This window comes from Microbacterium sp. CIAB417 (genome assembly GCF_022788845.1).
Window position 1 is genome coordinate 846,076 of sequence record NZ_JAHZUT010000002.1, and the last position, 19,122, is coordinate 865,197.

Annotated in this window: 18 protein-coding genes; 6 read left to right on the forward strand and 12 right to left on the reverse strand. The window is 68.3% G+C overall.

What is annotated here, in order from left to right:
- The first annotated feature begins 13 nt into the window (after positions 1–13).
- The gene (locus tag KYX17_RS10600) at positions 14–1,129 is read left to right on the forward strand and encodes an adenosine deaminase (protein WP_243226951.1); all 1,116 of its coding nucleotides are present in this window, start codon (positions 14–16) and stop codon (positions 1,127–1,129) included.
- Between the two features lie 458 nt (positions 1,130–1,587).
- A complete protein-coding gene (locus tag KYX17_RS10605) occupies positions 1,588–2,502 on the forward strand; it encodes a hypothetical protein (protein ID WP_243226952.1) in 915 nt (304 codons plus the stop codon).
- Between the two features lie 279 nt (positions 2,503–2,781).
- On the opposite strand, the gene KYX17_RS10610 is transcribed toward KYX17_RS10605, so the two are convergent.
- The 7 genes from KYX17_RS10610 to KYX17_RS10640 all read right to left on the reverse strand — a co-directional run bounded on the left by KYX17_RS10610 (position 2,782) and on the right by KYX17_RS10640 (position 9,362).
- Positions 2,782–3,549 carry an alpha/beta hydrolase gene (locus KYX17_RS10610; RefSeq protein WP_243226953.1) on the reverse strand — a complete coding sequence of 256 codons (768 nt, stop codon included), beginning with the start codon at positions 3,547–3,549 and terminating at the stop codon, positions 2,782–2,784.
- A 90-nt stretch (positions 3,550–3,639) separates the two neighbouring features.
- Positions 3,640–4,785 carry a mannitol-1-phosphate 5-dehydrogenase gene (locus tag KYX17_RS10615; RefSeq protein ID WP_243226954.1) on the reverse strand — a complete coding sequence of 382 codons (1,146 nt, stop codon included), beginning with the start codon at positions 4,783–4,785 and terminating at the stop codon, positions 3,640–3,642.
- Positions 4,782–5,213 (reverse strand): PTS sugar transporter subunit IIA, encoded by a 432-nt coding sequence (locus tag KYX17_RS10620; protein WP_243226955.1) that lies wholly within the window; start codon positions 5,211–5,213, stop codon positions 4,782–4,784. Before KYX17_RS10620 ends, KYX17_RS10615 begins: the two co-directional genes overlap by 4 nt.
- A 116-nt stretch (positions 5,214–5,329) precedes the next feature.
- Complete coding sequence (locus KYX17_RS10625) at positions 5,330–7,018, reverse strand: PTS mannitol transporter subunit IICB (RefSeq protein WP_243226956.1); 1,689 nt, start codon at positions 7,016–7,018, stop codon at positions 5,330–5,332.
- 36 nt (positions 7,019–7,054) lie between these two features.
- Complete coding sequence (gene ptsP, locus KYX17_RS10630; RefSeq protein ID WP_243226957.1) at positions 7,055–8,734, reverse strand: phosphoenolpyruvate--protein phosphotransferase; 1,680 nt, start codon at positions 8,732–8,734, stop codon at positions 7,055–7,057.
- 11 nt (positions 8,735–8,745) lie between these two features.
- Positions 8,746–9,021 carry an HPr family phosphocarrier protein gene (locus KYX17_RS10635; protein ID WP_137416332.1) on the reverse strand — a complete coding sequence of 92 codons (276 nt, stop codon included), beginning with the start codon at positions 9,019–9,021 and terminating at the stop codon, positions 8,746–8,748.
- Positions 9,022–9,038: 17 nt separating this feature from the next.
- Positions 9,039–9,362, reverse strand: a complete 324-nt coding sequence (locus KYX17_RS10640) for a PTS sugar transporter subunit IIB (protein ID WP_243226958.1) — start codon at positions 9,360–9,362, stop codon at positions 9,039–9,041.
- A 159-nt stretch (positions 9,363–9,521) separates the two neighbouring features.
- On the opposite strand from KYX17_RS10640, the gene KYX17_RS10645 reads away from it, so the two are divergent.
- The 4 genes from KYX17_RS10645 to KYX17_RS10660 all read left to right on the forward strand — a co-directional run bounded on the left by KYX17_RS10645 (position 9,522) and on the right by KYX17_RS10660 (position 15,293).
- A complete protein-coding gene (locus KYX17_RS10645; RefSeq protein ID WP_243226959.1) occupies positions 9,522–11,432 on the forward strand; it encodes a transcription antiterminator in 1,911 nt (636 codons plus the stop codon).
- A 462-nt stretch (positions 11,433–11,894) separates the two neighbouring features.
- On the forward strand, positions 11,895–13,013 hold the full coding sequence (locus KYX17_RS10650; protein ID WP_243226960.1) for a tyrosine-type recombinase/integrase: 1,119 nt from the start codon (positions 11,895–11,897) through the stop codon (positions 13,011–13,013).
- Positions 13,003–13,338, forward strand: coding sequence for a helix-turn-helix transcriptional regulator (locus tag KYX17_RS10655; protein ID WP_058631822.1), 336 nt, complete (start codon positions 13,003–13,005; stop codon positions 13,336–13,338). Before KYX17_RS10650 ends, KYX17_RS10655 begins: the two co-directional genes overlap by 11 nt.
- A gap of 101 nt (positions 13,339–13,439) precedes the next feature.
- Positions 13,440–15,293, forward strand: a complete 1,854-nt coding sequence (locus KYX17_RS10660; protein ID WP_243226961.1) for a hypothetical protein — start codon at positions 13,440–13,442, stop codon at positions 15,291–15,293.
- Here KYX17_RS10660 and KYX17_RS10665 read toward each other — a convergent pair whose 3' ends face one another.
- Genes KYX17_RS10665 through KYX17_RS10685 form a run of 5 tightly spaced genes read right to left on the reverse strand, consistent with a single transcriptional unit; the run spans position 15,294 to position 19,030 of the window.
- Positions 15,294–15,611 carry a hypothetical protein gene (locus KYX17_RS10665; RefSeq protein ID WP_058631820.1) on the reverse strand — a complete coding sequence of 106 codons (318 nt, stop codon included), beginning with the start codon at positions 15,609–15,611 and terminating at the stop codon, positions 15,294–15,296.
- An 11-nt stretch (positions 15,612–15,622) separates the two neighbouring features.
- Positions 15,623–16,153, reverse strand: a complete 531-nt coding sequence (locus KYX17_RS10670; RefSeq protein WP_243226962.1) for a signal peptidase II — start codon at positions 16,151–16,153, stop codon at positions 15,623–15,625.
- Positions 16,150–16,758, reverse strand: a complete 609-nt coding sequence (locus KYX17_RS10675) for a cadmium resistance transporter (RefSeq protein ID WP_036297875.1) — start codon at positions 16,756–16,758, stop codon at positions 16,150–16,152. Before KYX17_RS10675 ends, KYX17_RS10670 begins: the two co-directional genes overlap by 4 nt.
- Positions 16,758–18,674, reverse strand: a complete 1,917-nt coding sequence (locus tag KYX17_RS10680) for a heavy metal translocating P-type ATPase (protein ID WP_374208935.1) — start codon at positions 18,672–18,674, stop codon at positions 16,758–16,760. The genes KYX17_RS10675 and KYX17_RS10680 overlap by 1 nt, the downstream gene beginning before the upstream one ends.
- The gene (locus KYX17_RS10685; RefSeq protein WP_243226964.1) at positions 18,671–19,030 is read right to left on the reverse strand and encodes a helix-turn-helix transcriptional regulator; all 360 of its coding nucleotides are present in this window, start codon (positions 19,028–19,030) and stop codon (positions 18,671–18,673) included. The genes KYX17_RS10680 and KYX17_RS10685 overlap by 4 nt, the downstream gene beginning before the upstream one ends.
- Positions 19,031–19,122: the final 92 nt, after the last annotated feature.

Sequence of the window (19,122 nt, forward strand, 5' to 3'; positions counted from 1 at the left end):
AGGAGCACCCCCTATGCCCATCGACCAGCACGGCGACGCCACCCTTGACGGAGTGTCGCTGCGGAGCCTGCCGAAGATCTCCCTGCACGACCACCTCGACGGCGCGGTGCGGCCCGACACGATCGTCGAGCTCGCCGACGCCGCGGGCCTGCCCGTGCCCGAGAGCGACGGCGACGACTTGGCGGACTGGTTCGCCGAATCGAGCGACTCCGGTTCTCTCGTCGAGTACCTGAAGACCTTCGACCTGACGACGTCGGTCATGCAGACGCGGGAGAACCTGACGCGGATCGCGCGGGAGTTCGTCGAGGACCTCGCCGCCGACGGTGTGATCTACGGCGAGGTGCGCTGGGCGCCCGAGCAGCACCTGTCCGGCGGGCTCTCGCTCGAAGACGTGGTCGACGCGGTGCAGGAGGGTATCGAGGAAGGCGAGGATGCGGCGGCGGATGCCGGACACGACATCCGCGTCGGCCAGCTCATCACCGCGATGCGCCACACCGACCGTTCGCTGGAGATCGCGAAGCTCGCCGTCGCCTTCCGTGATCGCGGGGCGGTCGGCTTCGACATCGCGGGTCCCGAGGACGGCTTCCTGCCGTCGCGTCACCGTGCCGCCTTCGATTACCTCGCCGCGCAGTTCTTCCCGGTCACCGTCCACGCCGGCGAAGCGGCGGGACTCGACTCCATCCGCTCGGCTCTGCTGGACGGCCGCGCGCTTCGTCTCGGCCACGGTGTGCGCATCGCACAGGATCTCGAGGTCGTCTCGCGCGAGGGTGATGTCGTGGAGGTCGTCTTCGGCGATCTGGCGCGCTGGGTGCGCGACCGCGAGATCCCGCTCGAACTCTCGCCGAGCTCGAACCTGCAGACCGGCGCGATCGCGGCGTGGGGCAATGAGATGGCCGATCACCCCTTCGACCTGCTGTATCAGCTGGGTTTCGCGGTGACCGTGAACGTCGACAACCGCACGCAGAGCCGCACGTCGCTCACACGCGAGCTGGCCCTGCTCGCGGAGGCCTTCGACTACGGCCTCGACGACCTCGAGACGTTCCAGATCAACGCCGCCGCGGGCGTCTTCCTGCCGGTCGAGGAGCGCGAGGAGTTGATCGACCTCATCAGCGAGGGCTTCGATCGCTGAGCCTCGATGCCAGATTGCCGCCCCGGTGGCCTGGGCTCGGCGCTCGTCCACTCCGTGTCTCAGTTGTTCACCGTTTCGAGACGTGGAGCGTGAACCGGTGAGACACGGACGCGGGAGTCTGGTGGCTCCAACTCTCCGTGTCTCAGTTGTGCACGTTTTCGGCGCGCAGGGCCTGCACGACTGAGACGTGGATGCGGGTACCTGTCGCCGCTCTCGCTCCGTGTCTCGATTGTTCACCGCTTCGGGGCGTCGGGCGTGAACGTGTGAGACGTGGATGCGGGTGGCCGGACGGGTGTCTCATTGATTCACCTTCAGTGCCTCTCGATCGTGAACGACTGAGACACGGCGCGTGGCCGCCGACACGATGCCCCCTCCCCAACTCCGTCTGACCGGCGGGTCGCCGACGATGCGAGTGAGCGCGCAGAGAGGCGGCGCCTTGGCGTGATGGCATCTGTGGGATGACCGAAGCGGCGTTCCCGGCATCCGCCTTCTCGTATCGATCCGCACGTGAGGCGGGGATCGGGCGCGGGGTTCTCCAGGGGAGCCGGTTCATCGCACCGTTCCACGGAGTCCGTGCGCAGCGGTCGGAGCCGCACCCGGAGATCGACGAGCTCATGCTTCTGTGCCACTGGTACCTGCCCCGCCTTGGCGAGGGGCAGTTCTTCAGCCATTCCACCGCGCTGGCGCTGTACGGAGCCGCGGTGCCGCCGCAAGATGCGCGTGCGGTGCACGTCTCGGTGCATCGGCCGTCCTCTCCGCCACGCACGCGCGGGGTGCGGGGTCACCGCCTACAGCAGAGGGACTCTGATATCCGCCGGGTCGGTGAGCTTCCGGTGGAGGCTCCCGAGAGGGCCTGGGTGCAGGCATCACGCACCTGGACGACGGATGACCTCATCGTCGCCGCCGACCACCTCGTGCGCCGCGACCGGCCCCTCACCACCATCCACGCGCTGCAGACCGAAGCGCTGCGGATGCGCGGGGATGTTCTCGGTGAGCCGCTGTCGTTGATACGCGAGGGGTCGGAGTCGGCGCGCGAGACCCTGCTGCGCCTGGTGTTGGTGCGAGCAGGGTTGCCGGAGCCGGAGCTGAACGCGCCGCTTCGAGACGCGCAGGGACGCATCATCGCACGGCTGGATGAGTCGTTTCCTGCATACCGCGTGGCCGTGGAGTATGACGGGCGCCAGCATGCCTTCAGCGTCACGCAGTTCCGCCGCGATGCCGATCGCTGGGATGCCATTCGGGATGCCGGGTGGCACCTCGTCCGCATCCTCGATCACCACCTCTCACCCGATCCGGGAATCGCGGTTGCCAAGGTGCGTGCAGCGCTCACCGCGCAGGGCTGGAAGGACCACGGTCGGCGTTCCGCTCTCTGACCCCGGCGCGCTCGCTGCGTGTCTCAGGTGTGCACCCCTTCGAGGCGCGCTGCGTGAAGGAGCGGAACACGGTGGGGTCGGGCGAGGTGCGTGTCTCAACCGTGCACGGTTCGGGGGTGTGCCACGTGATCCGGTGAGACACGCAGGTGACGGGTGAGGTGCGTGTCTCAGGTGTGCACGCGCGCGGGGCCCGGAGCGTGAAGGAGTGAGACACGGGATGCGGGATGCGGGGGCCGAGACCGTGCCGTGACCGCCCTCGGCCGACGCCGAGCGCGGTGGTCAGCGAGCGAGGGAGGCGGCGAAGCCGGTGACGAGCTCCGTCACGCGCGCGGTCATCTCCGCCTCGCCGATCGTGGGCGTGCCGTCGCCCGCCTGCGGTCCGTAGGCGCCGAAGGATGCGTGCGAAGCCCCGTCGATCTCGACGAACTCCGCGTCGGCCGGGAGGAGGGGCGCAGCATCCTCGATCTTCTCCGGTGTCGACAGGCCGTCCTCGCTTCCGCCGATGCTGAGCGCGCGCAGCCCCGTGGCGGAGATGTCGGTCGCGCAGTACGAGGCGAAGAGCACGAGTGCGTCCGCATCCGTCGCGAGCTGGCAGGCGCGCACGCCGCCGAGCGAGTGGCCGCCCACCATCCACGTGCCGACACCGGGCGCCAGCGAAGTGAATGCGTCGAGCGGCCGCGGGTCCAGGAACGCGAGGTTGTACCAGGGGCGGGTGATCACGACGGTGATGCCATCGTCGACCAGACCGGCGAGCCGGGCGGCATACGCGATCGGCTCGACCTTGGCGCCGGGGATGAACACGAGCCCCACCTCGGATGAACCGGATGCGGGGGAGAGCACGATCGCGCCGCCCAGTTCGTCGACCGCGATCGCCGAGTCGGCTCGGACCGCGGCGAGAGGCCCGGGCTCTGCGGCCATGACTCCCACCTGCCCCCAGACGAGCACGCCCAGCACCGCGACAGCCAGGACAGCGCCCAGACTGCCCAACGACCACGTCAGGACGCGACGGACGCGGCGGCGAGGACGAGACGGTGCGGGGTCGTTCACTGCTCCAGGCTAGGGGCAGCTCTCCGGGAGAATGCAGCGAGCCCCGCCTCCGTCACGGCCGACGGAAGCGGGGCTCGCGAGATCGATGGCTCAGGCCGATTGATGGGCTGCGACGACGTCGCGCACGGCTTCGAACAGCGGATGCTGCGGCTCGAGCCCTGTGACTTCGGTCGTGAACGCGGCGGCGCTCTTCGTGCTGAGCAGACGCTGCAGCTCGACGGCCTCCGGATCCTCGGGGGAGGAGAACGAGAGCGCGGCGCCCATCGTGGCCACGAGAGCCTCGGTGGACAGGCCGCGCTCGGCCGCCTCCGCGGCGGGGCCGACGAAGCGCTCGTGGCGCGAGAGCTTGCGCAGCGGCTGACGGCCGACGCGCCACACCGTGTCGGGGAGGGCCGGGTTGCGGAAGCGGGAGAGGATCGTCTCCCGGTAGCGGGCGAGCTCGTCGGGTGCGAAGTCGTGCTTCGCGATGAGCACCGCGGATGTCTCGGCGAGTGTGGCGGAGACGGCCGCCGCGATCTCCGGTTCGGCCAGCGCATCCGAGATCCGCTCGATGCCCGCGCGTGCGCCGTGGTAGGCGGTCGCTGCGTGACCGGTGTTCACGGTGAAGAGCTTCCGCTCGATGTACGGTGCCAGATCGTCCACGAAGTGGGCGCCCGGGATGCGGGGCAGCGCGCCGCCGAAGGGCGCCTTCTCGATCGCCCACTCGTAGAAGGGCTCCACGACGACGTCGACGCCCGCATCCGCCGGCTGCCCCGGCACGATGCGGTCGACGGCGGTGTTGGCGAACACGGCGCGCGCGGACAGCGCCGCCCAGTCGTCACCGGCCTGCTCCTGGACGTGCGCGCGCAACTGGTCGGTCGCGCCGATCGCGTTCTCGCAGGCCATGACCTGCAGGGGCGCGAGGCTCTCGTCGCGCTGGGCGAGCCCGGCGCGGATGAGAGGGGCCACGAACTTCAGGATCGTGGGGCCGACCGCGGTCGTGACCACGTCGGCCGACGCGATCTCGTCGACGACAGCCTGGGGGTCCTCGGCGCTATTGAGGGCGCGGAAGCCGGTGACCACGACGTCCGTGCCGCCGTCGCCGACCTCGTGAACCGTGTAGCTGTCGACCGCGTTGATCGCATCGACGAGCCCGGCCGACACGTCGGAGAACACCACTTCGTAGCCGCCCTCGTGCAGGAGGAGGCCGACGAAGCCGCGCCCGATGTTGCCGGCGCCGAAGTGGACGGCCTTCATGCGTTCACCGACGCGAGCAGTTCGTAGAGCTCCTCGGGCGTCGACGCGGCCTTGAGGCGCGCGACGTCGTCTTCGTCGGAGAAGAGCAGCGCGATCTGCGACAGGATGTCGAGGTGCTCGTCGCCCTTGCCGGCGATGCCGATCACGAACGACACGGGATTGCCGTCCCAGTCGACGCCGCCGTCGTAGCGGACGACGGACAGACCGGAAGCGAGGATCTCGTCCTTGGTCTCATTGGTGCCGTGCGGGATCGCGAGCTCGTTGCCCATGTAGGTCGAGACGGCCTGCTCGCGCTGCTGCATGGCGTCGAAGTACCTGCCCGTGACCGCTCCCGCGGACTCGAGGATGTCGGCCGCTTCGCGCATGGCCTCATCGCGGCTCGCGCCGCCCGAGTGGATGCGCACCTGTCCGATACCGAGAACTGCCATGATTCTTCCTTTCCCGTTCCTGCCGCGCGCTGCCTGCTCACGGCGCCGGCAAGCATCTCGTGCCCGCCGGACACGGATGCGGGCCGCACGAGGTGTGCGACCCGCATCCTGTGGGGTCAGCCCTGCTGACCATCCTTCTGCTGATCGACGACCAGGTCCACGACCTCTTCGTACTTCGGAGAGTTCATGAAGTTATCGACCGAGACGTGCACAGCTCCCGGCGTCTGCTTGCGCGCGCGGTCGGTGAGCTGGTTCTGGGTGATCACCAGGTCCTCGCTGCCGTCGAGGTTCGCGATCGCCTTGTTGGTGACTGTGACGCCTTCGACGCCCGCCTTCTTGATCTTGTTGCGCAACACGCTCGCGCCCATGGCGGACGAACCCATCCCGGCGTCGCACGCGAAGACGATGTGGGTGATCTTCGTCGTGGTGAGCAGCCCGCCGTCGGCCTGGCCGCCGGTCTCGACCTCGGTCTCGAGCTTGTCGAGCGCCTCGTTCGCGTCGCGGGCGGCAGCGGCATCCGAGGAGCTGGAGGCGCGCAGGGCGTCCATCGCGGCGGAGGACTTGCCCTTGTTCGCCTCGGTCTGGGCGATCGCCGCGCCGAACGTATCGGCCTCGGCGGCGAGGTCCCGCTTGCGGGAGGCGCGGAGGATGATCGCGGTCAGGATGAAGGTGACCGCTGCCGCGACGATCACGGACAGGAACACGATCAGCAGGTTGCCGACACCCGGGCCGATCGCCGCGGCTCCGACCGCGATGATGCTGCCGGGGGCCGCGGGGAAGGCGAGACCGCCGCCGAGCACCATGTTGGTCGTGACACCGGCCGCGCCGCCCGCGATGAGAGCGAGGATCGTGACGGGCTTGCTCAGCGCGTACGGGAAGTAGATCTCGTGGATGCCGCCGAAGAACTGGATGATCGCAGCGCCCGGAGCCGAGGCCTTTGCAATGCCCACTCCGAAGAACGAGAAGGCCAGCAGCAGGCCGATGCCGGGGCCGGGGTTGGCCTCGATGAGGAACAGGATGCTCTTGCCGACCTCATCCGCCTGCTGGATGCCGAGCGGGGTGAACACGCCGTGGTTGATGGCGTTGTTGAGGAACAGCACCTTGGCCGGCTCGACGATGATCGACACGAGCGGCAGCAGGTTCAGCGAGACCAGCCAGTTCACCGCCTCGCCGAGGCCGTCGCTGATGGCCAGGAAGACCGGGCCGAAGGCGAAGAAACCGATGATCGCGAGGATCATGCCCAGGATGCCGGCGGAGAAATTGTTGACCAGCATCTCGAAGCCGGGCTTGATCTTGCCGTCCCAGATCTTGTCCATCTGCTTGGTGATCCAGGCCGCGATCGGGCCCATGATCATCGCACCGAGGAACATGGGGATGTTGGTGCCGAGGATGACACCCATGGTGGCGATGGTGGCCACCACGCCGCCGCGCTCGCCGTAGACCATGCGGCCTCCGGTGTTGGCGATCAGCAGCGGCAGCAGGTAGGTGACCATGGCGCCCACGAGACCCGCGTAGGCCTGGAAGGTGCCACCGTCGCCCTGGGCGAGCGCGGTCATGGCGCCGTTCCAGCCGATGATGGCGGAGTCGCCGCCGCCGCCGATGATCTCGGAGACGGGGTACCAGTGCCACCCGAAGGGGCTGTCCGCGCCGAAGAACCCGGCGGGGATGAACAGCATCGTGATGAAGCCCCACGCGATGAAGGCCGCGATGTTGGGCATGATCATGCCGGACAGGAATGTGCCGAATCGCTGGACCGCGACCCGGGCGCCTCCCGGCTGCTTGACCGGAGCTGACGTCGTCGTCATGAGACTGTCTCTTTCTGCTTTCTGCGTGAAGGGGTGTTACTGGATGGGGGCTGCGGCCGCGCGGGCGGCGTCGCGGGCGGATGCGGCGTCGTCGGCGGCCAGGGCGGCGTCGGCGATGCGGCGGGCATCTTCGAGGCTGTAGTTCAGGAGTGTGGCGCGCACGTCCGCCAGGGCCGTCGGGGCCATCGAAAGGCTCGTCGCGCCCAGGCCGACCAGGACGACGGCCAGCAGCGGGTCGGCTGCCGCCTCACCGCAGATGCCGACCGGCTTGCCGAGTTCCTTGCCGGCGCGACCGGTGATGCCGATGAGTCCCAGCACCGCGGGGTGCCACGGATCCTGGAAGCCGGCGACGGAGCCCAGTAGACGGTCGGCGGCCAGGGTGTACTGGGTCAGGTCGTTCGTTCCGATGGAGGCGAAGTCGGCGTGCTTGAGCACGCGGTCGGCGAGCAGCGCGGACGAGGGGACCTCGACCATGACGCCGGCCGTCTTGATGCCGAACTCGCGAGCGAGCGCCACGAAGTAGGTCGTCTCCTCGACGGTGGCGACCATCGGTGCCATGACCCACAGGTCGGCAGGCTCGCCGGATGCGGCGACGGCCGCATCCGCTTCGCTCAGGGCCGTGAGCTGCTCGCGCAGGATGTCCTCGTTCGCGCGGAGGGCGCGCAAGCCTCGGAGCCCGAGCGCAGGGTTTTCTTCGTGTGCGTCGTTGAGGAACGCGAGCGGTTTGTCGGCGCCCGCGTCCAGCGCGCGGACGACGACCTTCTTGCCGCGGAACGCGGAGAGCAGGCGCGTGTACGACTCCCGCTGCTGCGCGACCGTGGGGGCGTTGGCGGAGCTGAGGAAGAGGAACTCGGTGCGGAAGAGGCCGACCCCCTCGGCGCCCAGCGCGACCGCCTCGGCGGCACCTTCGGGGTTGCCGAGGTTGGCCAGAAGCGGCACGGCGGTGCCGTCGGCGAGAGCGCCCGCGGTGATCGGGGCGGATGCGGCGGCGGCGCGCGCATCGGCGCGGTTCTGCGCGCGACGCAGTTCCTCTTCGGTCGGGTCGATGGTGACCACGCCTGCGGCAGCGTCCACGATGACGACCTGGTCGTCGACGAGGTCCGCGGCGCCGGCGGCGCCGACGATGGCGACGATGCCCTTCTCGCGGGCCAGGATCGCGGTGTGCGAGGTGGGCCCGCCCTCGCTCGTGACGAGCGCGAGCACCTGGTCGAGATCCAGCAGAGCGGTGTCGGCGGGGGCGAGGTCGGTCGCGACCAGGACATAGGGATGCCCGGGCTCGGGGAGTCCGGGCGCGGCGACGCCCTGCAGGCGGGCGATCACGCGCTGGGCGACGTCGTCGAGGTCCGCGGCGCGCTCGCCGAGGTAGCCGCCGACGGCGACGAGGGTGTCGCGGAAGCTCGCGAACGCGTCGTACACGGCGCGCTCGGCCGTGGCGCCGGCGGCGAGACGGGTGTCGACCTCGGACTCCAGTGCCGGGTCCTCAGCCATCATCGCCTGGGCCTCGAGGACGTCCTGCGCGGCACCGCCGGCAGTGGCGCCGCGCTGCTCCAGCTCGCGGGCGACGGCCGCGACGGCCTCTCTCACGCGGGCCGTCTCGGCCGCGACATCGAGCGTCGACGGCTCATCGGCGGGCGCGGGAAGGGGCGGTGCCATGCGGGCGACGGGTCCCTGCGCGACGCCGAGTCCGATACCGACTCCGGGAATGGTGGTGCTCATGGTGTCTCTCCTCAGGCGGCGTCGTGGTCGGTGGTCAGCAGGTCCGCGAGGCGGTCGAGGATCGCTTCCGCATCCCCGCCGTCCACGGTCAGGGTCACGTAGTCGCCGTAGTCCAGACCGAGCGAGATGACGCCGAGGATGCTGGCGGCGTTCGTCGCCGCCCCTGAGTCCTTCGCGATCGTCACCGGGACGCCCGCATCCTTGGCCGCCTGAGCGAAGAGCTTCGCGGGGCGGGCGTGCAGGCCGTGCGACGAGCCGATGCGCACGGTTCGGGTTGCGAGGGACATGTGGGTGCCTTTCCTTCTCAGGCCGTGGGGCCGGACAGCAACGCTGCATGGTTCGTGATCAGGTCGAGCGTTCGCCGACCGTCTCGGTCCGTGAAGATGTCCTCGGGCAGGACGATCACAGAAACTCCGTGGCGCGCCGCATCCTCTCGGATGCTGTCCGCCAACTGGGTCAGGTGCGGTCCGATCAGGACAAGCTCCGCCTCGCCGATCCGCGTCGTCAACGCGACGTGCGGTACGGCCTCGGCCTGGAGATCGAGCCCGGCGGACACCGCCGCTCGCTGCAGCCGCTGTGCCACGAATGTGCTCGACGCACCAGCGCCGCACACCACCAGGATCCTCATCGACCCGCCTCCTTCCTCTCCATCCTGTGAACCACCCGAGAGCGCGGCAACCAGAGGTTCTTCCGCCCCGAGCGGAAATCGCCGCGGCAGGGCGGACCGGTCCTGTCGCCCACGTGATGGAATGGACTGCCGGTGCCAGCCGGGATCTCGGAGGGTGACGTGACGCGAGCGCGACAGGACAGGGTGCTGGGCATCCTGGTCCGCGAGCGTGATTGGATCACCGCCGGCACCCTCGCCGACCTGCTCGGCGTGACGCCGCGCAGCATCCGCAGCTATGTCACCGCGTTGAACGCGCGTGCTGCCGGTGCCGTCGAATCGGGTCCGCTGGGCTACCGCGCCGGCGCGGAGGCGGCCGTCACACTGCGCGATCACCCGGCGGATGCGGGAACCCCGCGCGACCGACTCCACACGATCGTGCGGGCGCTGCTCGCCGGCGATGAGGGTATCGACGTCTTCGAAACGGCCGACCGGCTCTTCGTCAGCCCCGCCACGCTCGAGTCCGATCTCGGCCGGGTGCGGGGGCTCTTGGGAGGCACGGAGCTGGTGCTGGAGCGCTCCGCATCCCGTGCGCGGCTCGTCGGTTCCGAAGCCGCACAGCGCCGACTGCTCAGTCGCCTCGTGCACGACGAGATGGATGAGGGGGCCTTCGACCTCTCGGCGTTGCGGCGCACCCTGGGTGAGGGCTCCGTCGCGCCGCGCGCGTTCGGCCAGTTCAAGGCGGAGCTCGTCGCTCGGTTGAGCGAGCTGGGCTACTACGTGAACGAGTTCGGCATCGCCGATGTGCTGATGCACATCGCGATCTCGGCCGATCGGGTCTCGCTCGGCCGCGCGCTGGACGAGGCGGCGACCACGCCGACCGATGCGCAGGCGGCGATCGCCCGGGTCATCGATGAGCTCGCCCAGGAGCATCTGGGCGTGCGTCTGGGTACGGGAGACACGATCCACCTCGCGACGATCGTGCTCACGCGCATCGTCGCCCCCGGTGCGGCCGATTCGGCGCGGACACCGCTGGACGCGGAGGTGGAGCAGGTGGTGAGCGAGGTGGTGGCGGAGGCCGCATCCGAGTTTCTCGTCGACATCCTCGCGCCCGAGTTCGTGCAGCGTCTCAGCCTGCACGTGCAGAACCTGCGGCTTCGCGCCCGGGAGAACGCGTGGTCACGGAACCCCTTGACCCGCTCGCTGAAGTCGACGTACCCGATGATCTTCGACGTCGCCGTCTACATCGCGAGCCGGCTGCAGGAACGCCTCGACATCCCGCTGTTGGACGACGAGATCGCGTACATCGCGATGCACGTCGGCGGGCAGCTCGAGCGCAGCCGTCGATCCGACAACCTGTTGACCGCGACCATCGTCTGCCCGGGTTACTACGAGCTCCACGAGCTGCTGCGCTCAAGCGTGGACCGCTCGCTCGGCCAGGCCATCGAGGTCGTCGACGTCGAGACGCGGGTCGATCCCGACTGGGCAGCGATCGACACCGACCTCGTGTTGACGACGATCGATGCGCCCGTGTCGGGGGAGCGCTTCGTGCGGATCCAGCCGTTCCTGACCCCCAGCGACATCGAGCGCGTGCAAGCCGTCGCCGGCCGCATCCGCCGTGGACGCCGCCTCGCGCGGCTGCGTGCCGAGCTGGAGCGCTACTTCGATGCGGCATCGTTCGTGCGCGGGCTCGATGCTTCCGAGGGCGAGGAGGGCGCCATCCGCCAGCTCGGCGGACTGCTGGTGGAACGCGGCATCATCGACGCGGACTACGTCGAGAGGGCCATCGAACGCGAGCACCTGTCATCGACGGCGTTCACCGACGCCCTCGCTGTACCGCACGCGATCGGGATGACCGCGGTGCGTACGGCCATCGCGATCGGTATCGCCGACCCGCCGATGCCGTGGGGGGACTCCCGGGTGCAGGTCGTCGCGCTCGCGGCGTTCTCCGAGACCGATCGCGAAGCCTTCCAGACTGTGTTCGAGCAGTTCGTCGAGGTATTCAGCGAGCGTGATTCCGTGCAGCGCATCGTGCGTCGCGGCACCGACTTCTCCGCCTTCCTCGACGAGCTCGTCGCCGTCATCGACGGCTGAGCGTGCGCCTCGTGCGCGGGCCCGCCTTCCGACCCGCCTGCGCACCGCGCGCGACCCTTCGTGTGATGCCTGGTGCGGTGCGGCGTGTGAGCGCCTGGTGCGGTCCTGCGTGTCTCAATCGTTCAGGTTTCCGGGGGGGATTCGCGTGAACGGTTGAGACACGGATGGGGTGCGGGCGCTGCGTGTCTCATGGGTGCACGCTCGGCGCGCCCCTGGCGTGAACGGTTGAGACACGGATGGGGTGCGGGTGCTGCGTGTCTCATTCGTGCACGTTGTACGCGCCCATCACGTGAACGGTTGAGAACCCTCGCATGTTGCAGTGAATGCAACTGTCCGTGCTTGCAATCGATACCTATTCGGCTCCTTCGGTGTCGAAGTGTTCCGACCATAACAGCGTGATCTCGCGGATGCGGAGATCTGGGTTGACACAGTGATGCACTGTCCCATACTTTGTTGCATCTAATGCAAGATTTTGAGGCTTCTCCAGCGGCGCTTCGGCTGATCACGTCAGCATCGAACGTCGCACTGGCGAACCCGGAAGCGCAGGTTTTCAGTGCGATGATCGATGGTTGGCGGAACCAGCAGCTGTCGCGCGGGCTCCGTGAGCAGACGATCCGGAACCGGACGGCGACGGTGACACGGTTCCGTGATTTCGTGGACAAACCGCCTTGGAGGTGGACTGTCGCGGATGTGGATGAGTTCACTGCTCAGTCTGGCGGTCGCACTCGGACGTTGTCGACGATGCGCGCCAACCATGGGTCTATCCGTGGGTTCTGTGACTACCTCACGAACCCGTTGTACGACTGGATGGAGATCTGCGATCGCGAGTTTGGGGAGGTCCCTTCGCAGGTGTGCCTGCCGTGGAACACCGTGGCGCACCGGTTCGAGTTCGAAGGCCATGGGGAGCGTCGCCCGTTCACGTACGACGAGATCGAGCGCCTGTTCGATACGGCCGACGCCCGCGTCGAGCTGCTCGTGAGTTCCGGGCGAAAGGGTGCGCTCGGCGCGTTGCGGGATGCCCAGTTGCTGAAGACGGTCTACGCGTTCGGTCTGCGCCGCACTGAGGCGGTGATGCTCGATACCGTCGATTTGCACCACAACGCGAAGATGCGCCAGTGGGGCCGCTACGGCGCGGTCCACGTGCGATGGGCGAAGGCGGCGGGCGGTGGCGCGCCACGACGTCGCACGGTGCTGCTGGTGCCGGAATTCGACTGGTGGGTCCCCGGCATGCAGCAATGGCTCGAGCAGGCCCGGGCCCGTTTCGCGCCCGGAGACGACCTCGACGCGCTCTGGGTGACCGAGCGCCGCACGCGTCTGTCTGCTGGGTATCTCGATCGGAGGTTCGCAGAGTTGCGTGATGAAGCCGGCCTGTCGAAGGACCTGACGTTGCACAGCCTCCGGCACTCCTATGTCACACACCTTCTGGAGTTCGGGTACGCCGATCGATTCGTCCAAGAGCAGGTCGGGCATATGCATGCCTCGACGACCTCGATCTACGCCTCCGTCAGCTCGGACTACAAGAACCGTGTGCTCGCCGAAGCGCTGAAGGCCCTCATCGAAGGAGAAGCTGATGACCGTTGAGCTCGACACCGGCTGGAATCTGCGCAGCGTGATGGCGTCGCGCGGGATCTTCCAGACCTCCAAACTGAAACCCCTACTCGAAGAGCGCGGCATCGACCTGTCCCGGGAGCAGGTGTATCGGCTGGTGACTCAGCCGCCCCAGCGGGTGCGTCTCGACGTGTTGGCGGCGTTGTGCGATGCGCTGGAGTGCTCGCTCGACGATCTCGTGACGATCACTCGCCGGGAGGCCTCGACCCCGGTGGCGGTGGGTGAGGAGGCGACACGGGGGGCGATCGGTGATCTCCGTCCTGTTCGCGCGGCGATCCGTCGGCCGCGTACGAAGTAGCCGCGGTGGCCAAGCCTCCGCAGCTGCCGCGAGTCGCTGAAGTCGTCGCTCTCGTCCGCCCTCTCGTTCCCGAGATCTCTCCCGAGCGACTCACTGAGATCGTGCATACGGTCGCGCCAGTACCCCTCACGCAGCGGCTTCTTGAGCTCGCGCTGATCAAGCAGCCCGGAGTCCTGGAGGGGCAGCATGCGAACGTGCCAGCGACCGTTCAGAATCTGGCCCATGCGCTGGTCAAAGAAGGGGCGAGCCGGGTGGTGTTGCCGACGTGTGAGTCCTGCGGACGCGCGGTGAGAATGCCCCACAAGACGCCGGGCGGTGGTCGGCACTGCTCCCGATGCGAGCGGAAGGCCCGGTCCGTCTCCTGCGCGTCCTGTGGCCGGGTCCGGCCCGTGCAGCGCACCATCGACGGACAGCGTTTCTGCCGTGACTGTTGGCGAGCCGACCCTCGATCGTTCGGCGACTGCTCGCGGTGCGGTCAGCACGCGACCATCGTCGTCCGTCGCCCGGAACTCGTCTGCCTGGCCTGCTACACCGCACCGATCAAGACCTGTGGTCTTTGCGGAGAACCTGGCCGCGTCGCCTCGCACCTCGACGGACGACGAGTATGCGCGCGCTGCTACTACGCGATGCGCAGACCCCAACCTTGTCCCGAGTGCGCGCGCAGAGTGTTCCTCACCGGGTTCATGAATGGCCAGAAGGTCTGCGCCGACTGCGCGGGCACTCCGATCACGATGGCCTGCCCTGGATGCGGCTCGATCGAGGAAATCCGCAAACATCACCTCTGCGTCGAGTGCCGCCGGCCCGTCGCGATCCAACAGCTGCTCGCCGACGATGCGGGAGAGATCCGTGAGGATCTCCACCCGCTTGCTGACTATCTGCTCACGCACCATGGCAAAGCGGCGTCGCTCGAACGCTGGCTGCACAAGAGCAAGTGCGCGATGGTGCTCCGCGAGCTCGCGGACGGGACCCTGCCGCTCACCGCCGAGGCGATCATCACCCGAGCCCGGTCGGGACAGTCGGTCGCGTTCCTCCTCTCACTGCTGGTCCGTTCCGGCGTGCTGCCGGAGCTCGACGTCGAGGGCACGCGCTTCGACCACTGGCTCAACGACTGGCTCGGTGGCATCGACCATCCCGAGGACCGGCTGATCCTGCGCCGCTACTGCACCTGGGAGCTCCTCCGATCCACTCGGACACTGCGCAGCGCGTCCAGCCCTGCTTCCGGCTTCCAGAGGCAGAGGGCTGCACTGAAGTACTGCGCCGCGTTCCTCGGGGAGATCCGGGCGCAGCAGGAGACGCTGGCGACGTTCCCGCAGCGCCTACTCGACGCGTATCTGACCGATTCGCCTAGCCAACGCGACGCGCTGGCACCGTTCACTCGCTGGCTGCGAAAACACCGGCTGAGCACCCTTCGGGTCGAGTTTCGAGCCCATCGCCTCGAGGGGCGAGACTACGCCTCTGATCACCGATGGCAGATGGCTCGCAGGTTCCTGTCCGATGCCGACATGGACCCGAAGACCCGGGCCGCGGGTCTCCTCGTGCTGCTCTACGGGATCCAGCTGACCCGCATCGTCACGATCACCCGGGCACAGGTCGACACGAGCTCGCGGCCCGTGACGCTCACCGTCGGGGCCGAGCCGATCGAGGTCCCCGCGATCCTCGGCGACGCCATCGTCGAGCTCGTCGATGCCACAAAGGGCCATCCTGAAGGGTGGTTGTTCCCCGGCCGTAACCCGGGCCGTCACCTCACCCCGGGGCCGCTCAGCCGTCGCCTTCGCGCCGAAGGCCTGCTTGCCGGGAGCGCCCGCACGACAGCGCTCATCGAGCTCACCCGGCAACTGCATCCCCGGATCGTCTCGGATCTCCTCGGCATCACGACGGCATCCGCTGCCTCATGGTCGCGTCTCGCCGGTGGCGAGTGGTCCGATTACCCGGCTCTCCGCTCCACCCACCCCTGATCAAGCATCACCCGTCAGAGCCGGGCCGGAAATCGCTTCGCGCAGTTGCTCGACGGTCGGAGAGCCTCCCAGCCCGGCAGGGGTACGGAACACCCGGCAGGCGAGCCCGACCGGCGTGTGCTCGTCGGCGAAGGGATCGACGCCGTCGACGAGGACGGTCGGTGACCCGTGGAATCCGAGGCGCTCGGCGTCCTCGGCGGTCTCGACCAACTGTCGTGTGACGCGGATATCTGATCGACCGTCGAGCAGCTCAGCAAGCCGGCGGTCGAGTACTTCCCAGTTCGGGCAGCCGTCGAAGTACTGCAGGGTGATCTCCATGGTTGGCCCTCTCAGTTCTCGGTGCCGCGGAGCATCAGGAGCGCTCCGGCAATCGTAGCGGTGACGATCACGATGTCGGCGAGGTTCCCGATGAACCAGTTGCCGTAGGCGAGGAAGTCGACGACGTGCCCCCGGGCGAATCCTGGTTGGCGGAAAAGCCGGTCGCCGGCGTGCGAAGCAGCGGCCCCGCCGAGCGCACCGATCACGATCGCCCACCCGGGGCGTCGGACCCGGAACGCGAGCACGATCGCGGTGGCCGTGGCCGCGACGGCGATGAGAGCGAACACCCAGGTGAAGCTCTCCCCGAAGGAGAACGCCGCGCCGGGGTTGTACGCGAGCTGCAGGCCCAACAGGTCGCCGATCAGCGGGATGCGCTCGTGCTCCGACAGGGTGGCCTCGGCCCACACTTTCGTTCCCTGATCGATCACGACGACGACCACGGCGATCAGAAGCGCCCAGGCAGTGAGCCGCCAGCGTCCTCTCTGCGGACGCTCTCCCGACGCCGATGCCGACTCAACGTCGGTATTCGTGTCCGGGGTCATGCGAGGGCCTCGAAGAGACGGACGATAACGCCGGATTCAATGAGGATGAACAGGCCCAGGCCGATGAACACGACGGGGACGAGCCAGTGCTCGACACGTTCGAGCGTTTCGGTGACGGCCTTGTGGGTGCCGATCAGTCGCCCGGCAGCGCACCAGACGGCGACGAGGATCAGGAACACGACGATCATGACCGCGACGTCGCCGGGCGAGCTGGTGCGGAAGATCGGCGTGTAGAGGGAGATGTTGTCGGCCCCGTTGGCGATCGTGATCCCGGCGACCCCCCATAGTCCGACCGCGGTGATCTTGGAGTCGTCATCATCGTCGTCGCCGTTACGGCGCAGGCCGCGAATGAGCGTCCAGATGCCGATGCCGAGCGGGATCAGACCCAGGAAGCCGACCCATTCGTCCGGGACGATCGTGAGACCGAGCGCGGCGATCACGCTGATCACGACGAGTGTGATGAACCCGAGGTACTGGCCTGCGACGATCTGCCACGGTCGCGGCTTTCCCCGGCTGGAGGCGAGGAACAGCACGGTGAGCACGACGATGTCGTCGATGTTGGTCGCCGCGAACAGGCCGATCGCCGACCCGATGGTTGCGAGCATCAGCTTTCCATTCGTGGTGTGCGGGTGCGTGCGGCGCGCAGGCCGTTGAGGATCACGATGACCTCCGCGACCTCGTGGACCAGGACGACAGCCGCGAGCCCCAGGACCCCGAAGAGCGCGAGCGGGAGCAGTGCGGTGATGATCAGCAGGGACAGGATGATGTTCTGGTTGATGATCCGCCGGCCCCGCCGCGCGTGATCGAACGCCCGCGGGATGAGCCGCAGATCATGACCCGTGAAGGCCACGTCCGCAGACTCGATCGCCGCATCGGAGCCGGTCGCTCCCATCGCGATGCCGATGTCCGCGGACGCCAGGGCCGGGGCGTCGTTGATGCCGTCACCGATCATCGCGACCGATCCCGCCTTCGACAACTCGCCGATCGCGGTCGCCTTGTCCTCAGGGCGCAGCTCCGCGCGCACATCAGCGATCCCGGCCTGCGCAGCCAGCGCACGAGCGGTGCGGGCGTTGTCCCCGGTGAGCATCGTCATGCCGACGCCCTGATCCGCAAGCGTGCGGATCACCTCGGGGACTTCCGGACGCAGCTCGTCGCGGACGCCGATCGCCGCGACCGGTGCCTCGTCGCGGTGCACGATCACGACAGTCATGCCCTGCTCCTCAAGCCCTGCAACCCGGTCGCCGAGCTCGCCGGCGTCGAGCCAGCGGGGGCTGCCGACCGTGATACGAGCGCCATCGACGGTGCCGTCGATGCCGTGCCCGGCCTGCTCGGTCACATCCGCGGCCACGGGAACACCCGGGGCTGCAGCGGTGATCGCCGCCGCAAGGGGATGCGTGCTGTGCTGCTCCAGAGCCGCCGCCCAAGCCAGCGCCTGCTCCTCGGCAATGCCGTTCGCAGTGAGGACCGCGGTGACCGCGGGCTCGTTACGGGTCAGGGTGCCGGTCTTGTCGACCGCGACGTGCCGGAGCGTGCCGAAGCGCTCGAAGACCGCGCCGGACTTGATGATCACGCCGAACTTGCTCGCCGCGCCGATCGCGGCAACGACCGTCAACGGCACCGAGATCGCCAGCGCGCACGGAGAGGCCGCTACCAGCACGACGAGCGCACGAGTGATCCATACCTCCGGGTCGCCCAGCAGTGACCCAATGATCGCGACGAGCGCTGCGAGAATCAGCACACCGGGTACGAGCGGGCGGGCGATCCGGTCCGCGAGACGCGCACGCTCGCCCTTCTCCGTCTGCGCTTTCTCGACCAACTCCACGATCGTCGTAAGCGAGTTATCGGTACCGGCCGCGGTCGCCTCGACCTCCAGCACGCCGGAGCTGTTAATCGCGCCGGCCGACACCGCGTCCCCGGGCTCGACCTCGACGGGGATCGACTCCCCGGTGATCGCCGAGGTGTCCAGGCTTGAGCGGCCAGAGCGGACGATCCCGTCGGTTGCGATCCGTTCGCCCGGGCGGACCACCATGACCTGGCCGACCGTCAACTCCCTCGCCGGCACCTGCGCAGAGACGCCGCTCTGCAGCACGGTCGCCGTCTCCGGCACGAGCTTCAGCAGCGCCCGCAGGCCGCCACGGGCACGGTCCATCGCCTTGTCCTCAAGCGCCTCAGCAATCGAGTACAAGAACGCCAGAGCAGCGGCCTCCTCCACATAGCCGAGGATGACCGCGCCGATCGCGCTGATCGTCATCAGCAGCCCGATCCCGAGCTTGCCCTTGAACAGCTTCCGAATCGCGCCAGGAGTGAACGTCGACGCGCCCAGCAGCAGGCCGATCCAGAACAGTACGAGCGCCGGGATCTCGAGCCCGGACCATTCAAGGATCAGACCAGCCAGGAACGCGACACCGGAGAAGACCGGCACCATGATCCCACGGTCCCTCCACCAGGGCCGCTCCACCTCTTCGGTCTCATCCTCCGCCGCAGTGGCAGGCTCGTGCTCGCAGCTACACGCCGCGCTCACGCGTCCGCCCCTGTACCGCAGCAGCCCCGCACCGTGCACGACGAGTCCACACACGGCGCGTGCTCATCGACCGCCAGCGTCACATCCACGAGCGCGACGAGCGCAGCCGCAAGATGCGGGTCAGCGATCTCGTAGCGCGTCTGGCGACCCTCAGGCTCGGCGACCACGATCCCGCAGTCACGCAGGCACGTCAGGTGGTTCGAGACGTTCGAGCGGGTCAGCTCCAGCTCGCGCGAGAGCACGGCTGGATAGCTCGGGGCGTTCAGCAGAGTCATCAAGATCCGGGAGCGCGTCGGGTCCGCCATGGCCCGGCCGAGCCGGTTCATGACGTCGAGGCGCGAAGCAATAGTCAGCATGTACTGAACTATACAGCAAGCGCTGATCAATCATTGGTGATCAGTTCCCCACCATTCATTGGGAGAAGAGTCGGAAGCCGCTGAATACGCAA

Bases quoted from the DNA above. Each gene is read 5' to 3' on its own strand.
- KYX17_RS10655 (WP_058631822.1), top strand. From the start codon at position 13,003: ATGACCGTTGAGCTCGACACCGGCTGGAATCTGCGCAGCGTGATGGCG.
- KYX17_RS10640 (WP_243226958.1), bottom strand. From the start codon at position 9,362: ATGAGGATCCTGGTGGTGTGCGGCGCTGGTGCGTCGAGCACATTCGTG.
- KYX17_RS10670 (WP_243226962.1), bottom strand. From the start codon at position 16,153: ATGACCCCGGACACGAATACCGACGTTGAGTCGGCATCGGCGTCGGGA.
- KYX17_RS10625 (WP_243226956.1), bottom strand. From the start codon at position 7,018: ATGACGACGACGTCAGCTCCGGTCAAGCAGCCGGGAGGCGCCCGGGTC.
- KYX17_RS10605 (WP_243226952.1), top strand. From the start codon at position 1,588: ATGACCGAAGCGGCGTTCCCGGCATCCGCCTTCTCGTATCGATCCGCA.
- KYX17_RS10600 (WP_243226951.1), top strand. From the start codon at position 14: ATGCCCATCGACCAGCACGGCGACGCCACCCTTGACGGAGTGTCGCTG.
- KYX17_RS10620 (WP_243226955.1), bottom strand. From the start codon at position 5,213: ATGGCAGTTCTCGGTATCGGACAGGTGCGCATCCACTCGGGCGGCGCG.
- KYX17_RS10675 (WP_036297875.1), bottom strand. From the start codon at position 16,758: ATGCTCGCAACCATCGGGTCGGCGATCGGCCTGTTCGCGGCGACCAAC.
- KYX17_RS10635 (WP_137416332.1), bottom strand. From the start codon at position 9,021: ATGTCCCTCGCAACCCGAACCGTGCGCATCGGCTCGTCGCACGGCCTG.
- KYX17_RS10650 (WP_243226960.1), top strand. From the start codon at position 11,895: ATGCAAGATTTTGAGGCTTCTCCAGCGGCGCTTCGGCTGATCACGTCA.
- KYX17_RS10615 (WP_243226954.1), bottom strand. From the start codon at position 4,785: ATGAAGGCCGTCCACTTCGGCGCCGGCAACATCGGGCGCGGCTTCGTC.
- KYX17_RS10665 (WP_058631820.1), bottom strand. From the start codon at position 15,611: ATGGAGATCACCCTGCAGTACTTCGACGGCTGCCCGAACTGGGAAGTA.
- KYX17_RS10685 (WP_243226964.1), bottom strand. From the start codon at position 19,030: ATGCTGACTATTGCTTCGCGCCTCGACGTCATGAACCGGCTCGGCCGG.
- ptsP (WP_243226957.1), bottom strand. From the start codon at position 8,734: ATGAGCACCACCATTCCCGGAGTCGGTATCGGACTCGGCGTCGCGCAG.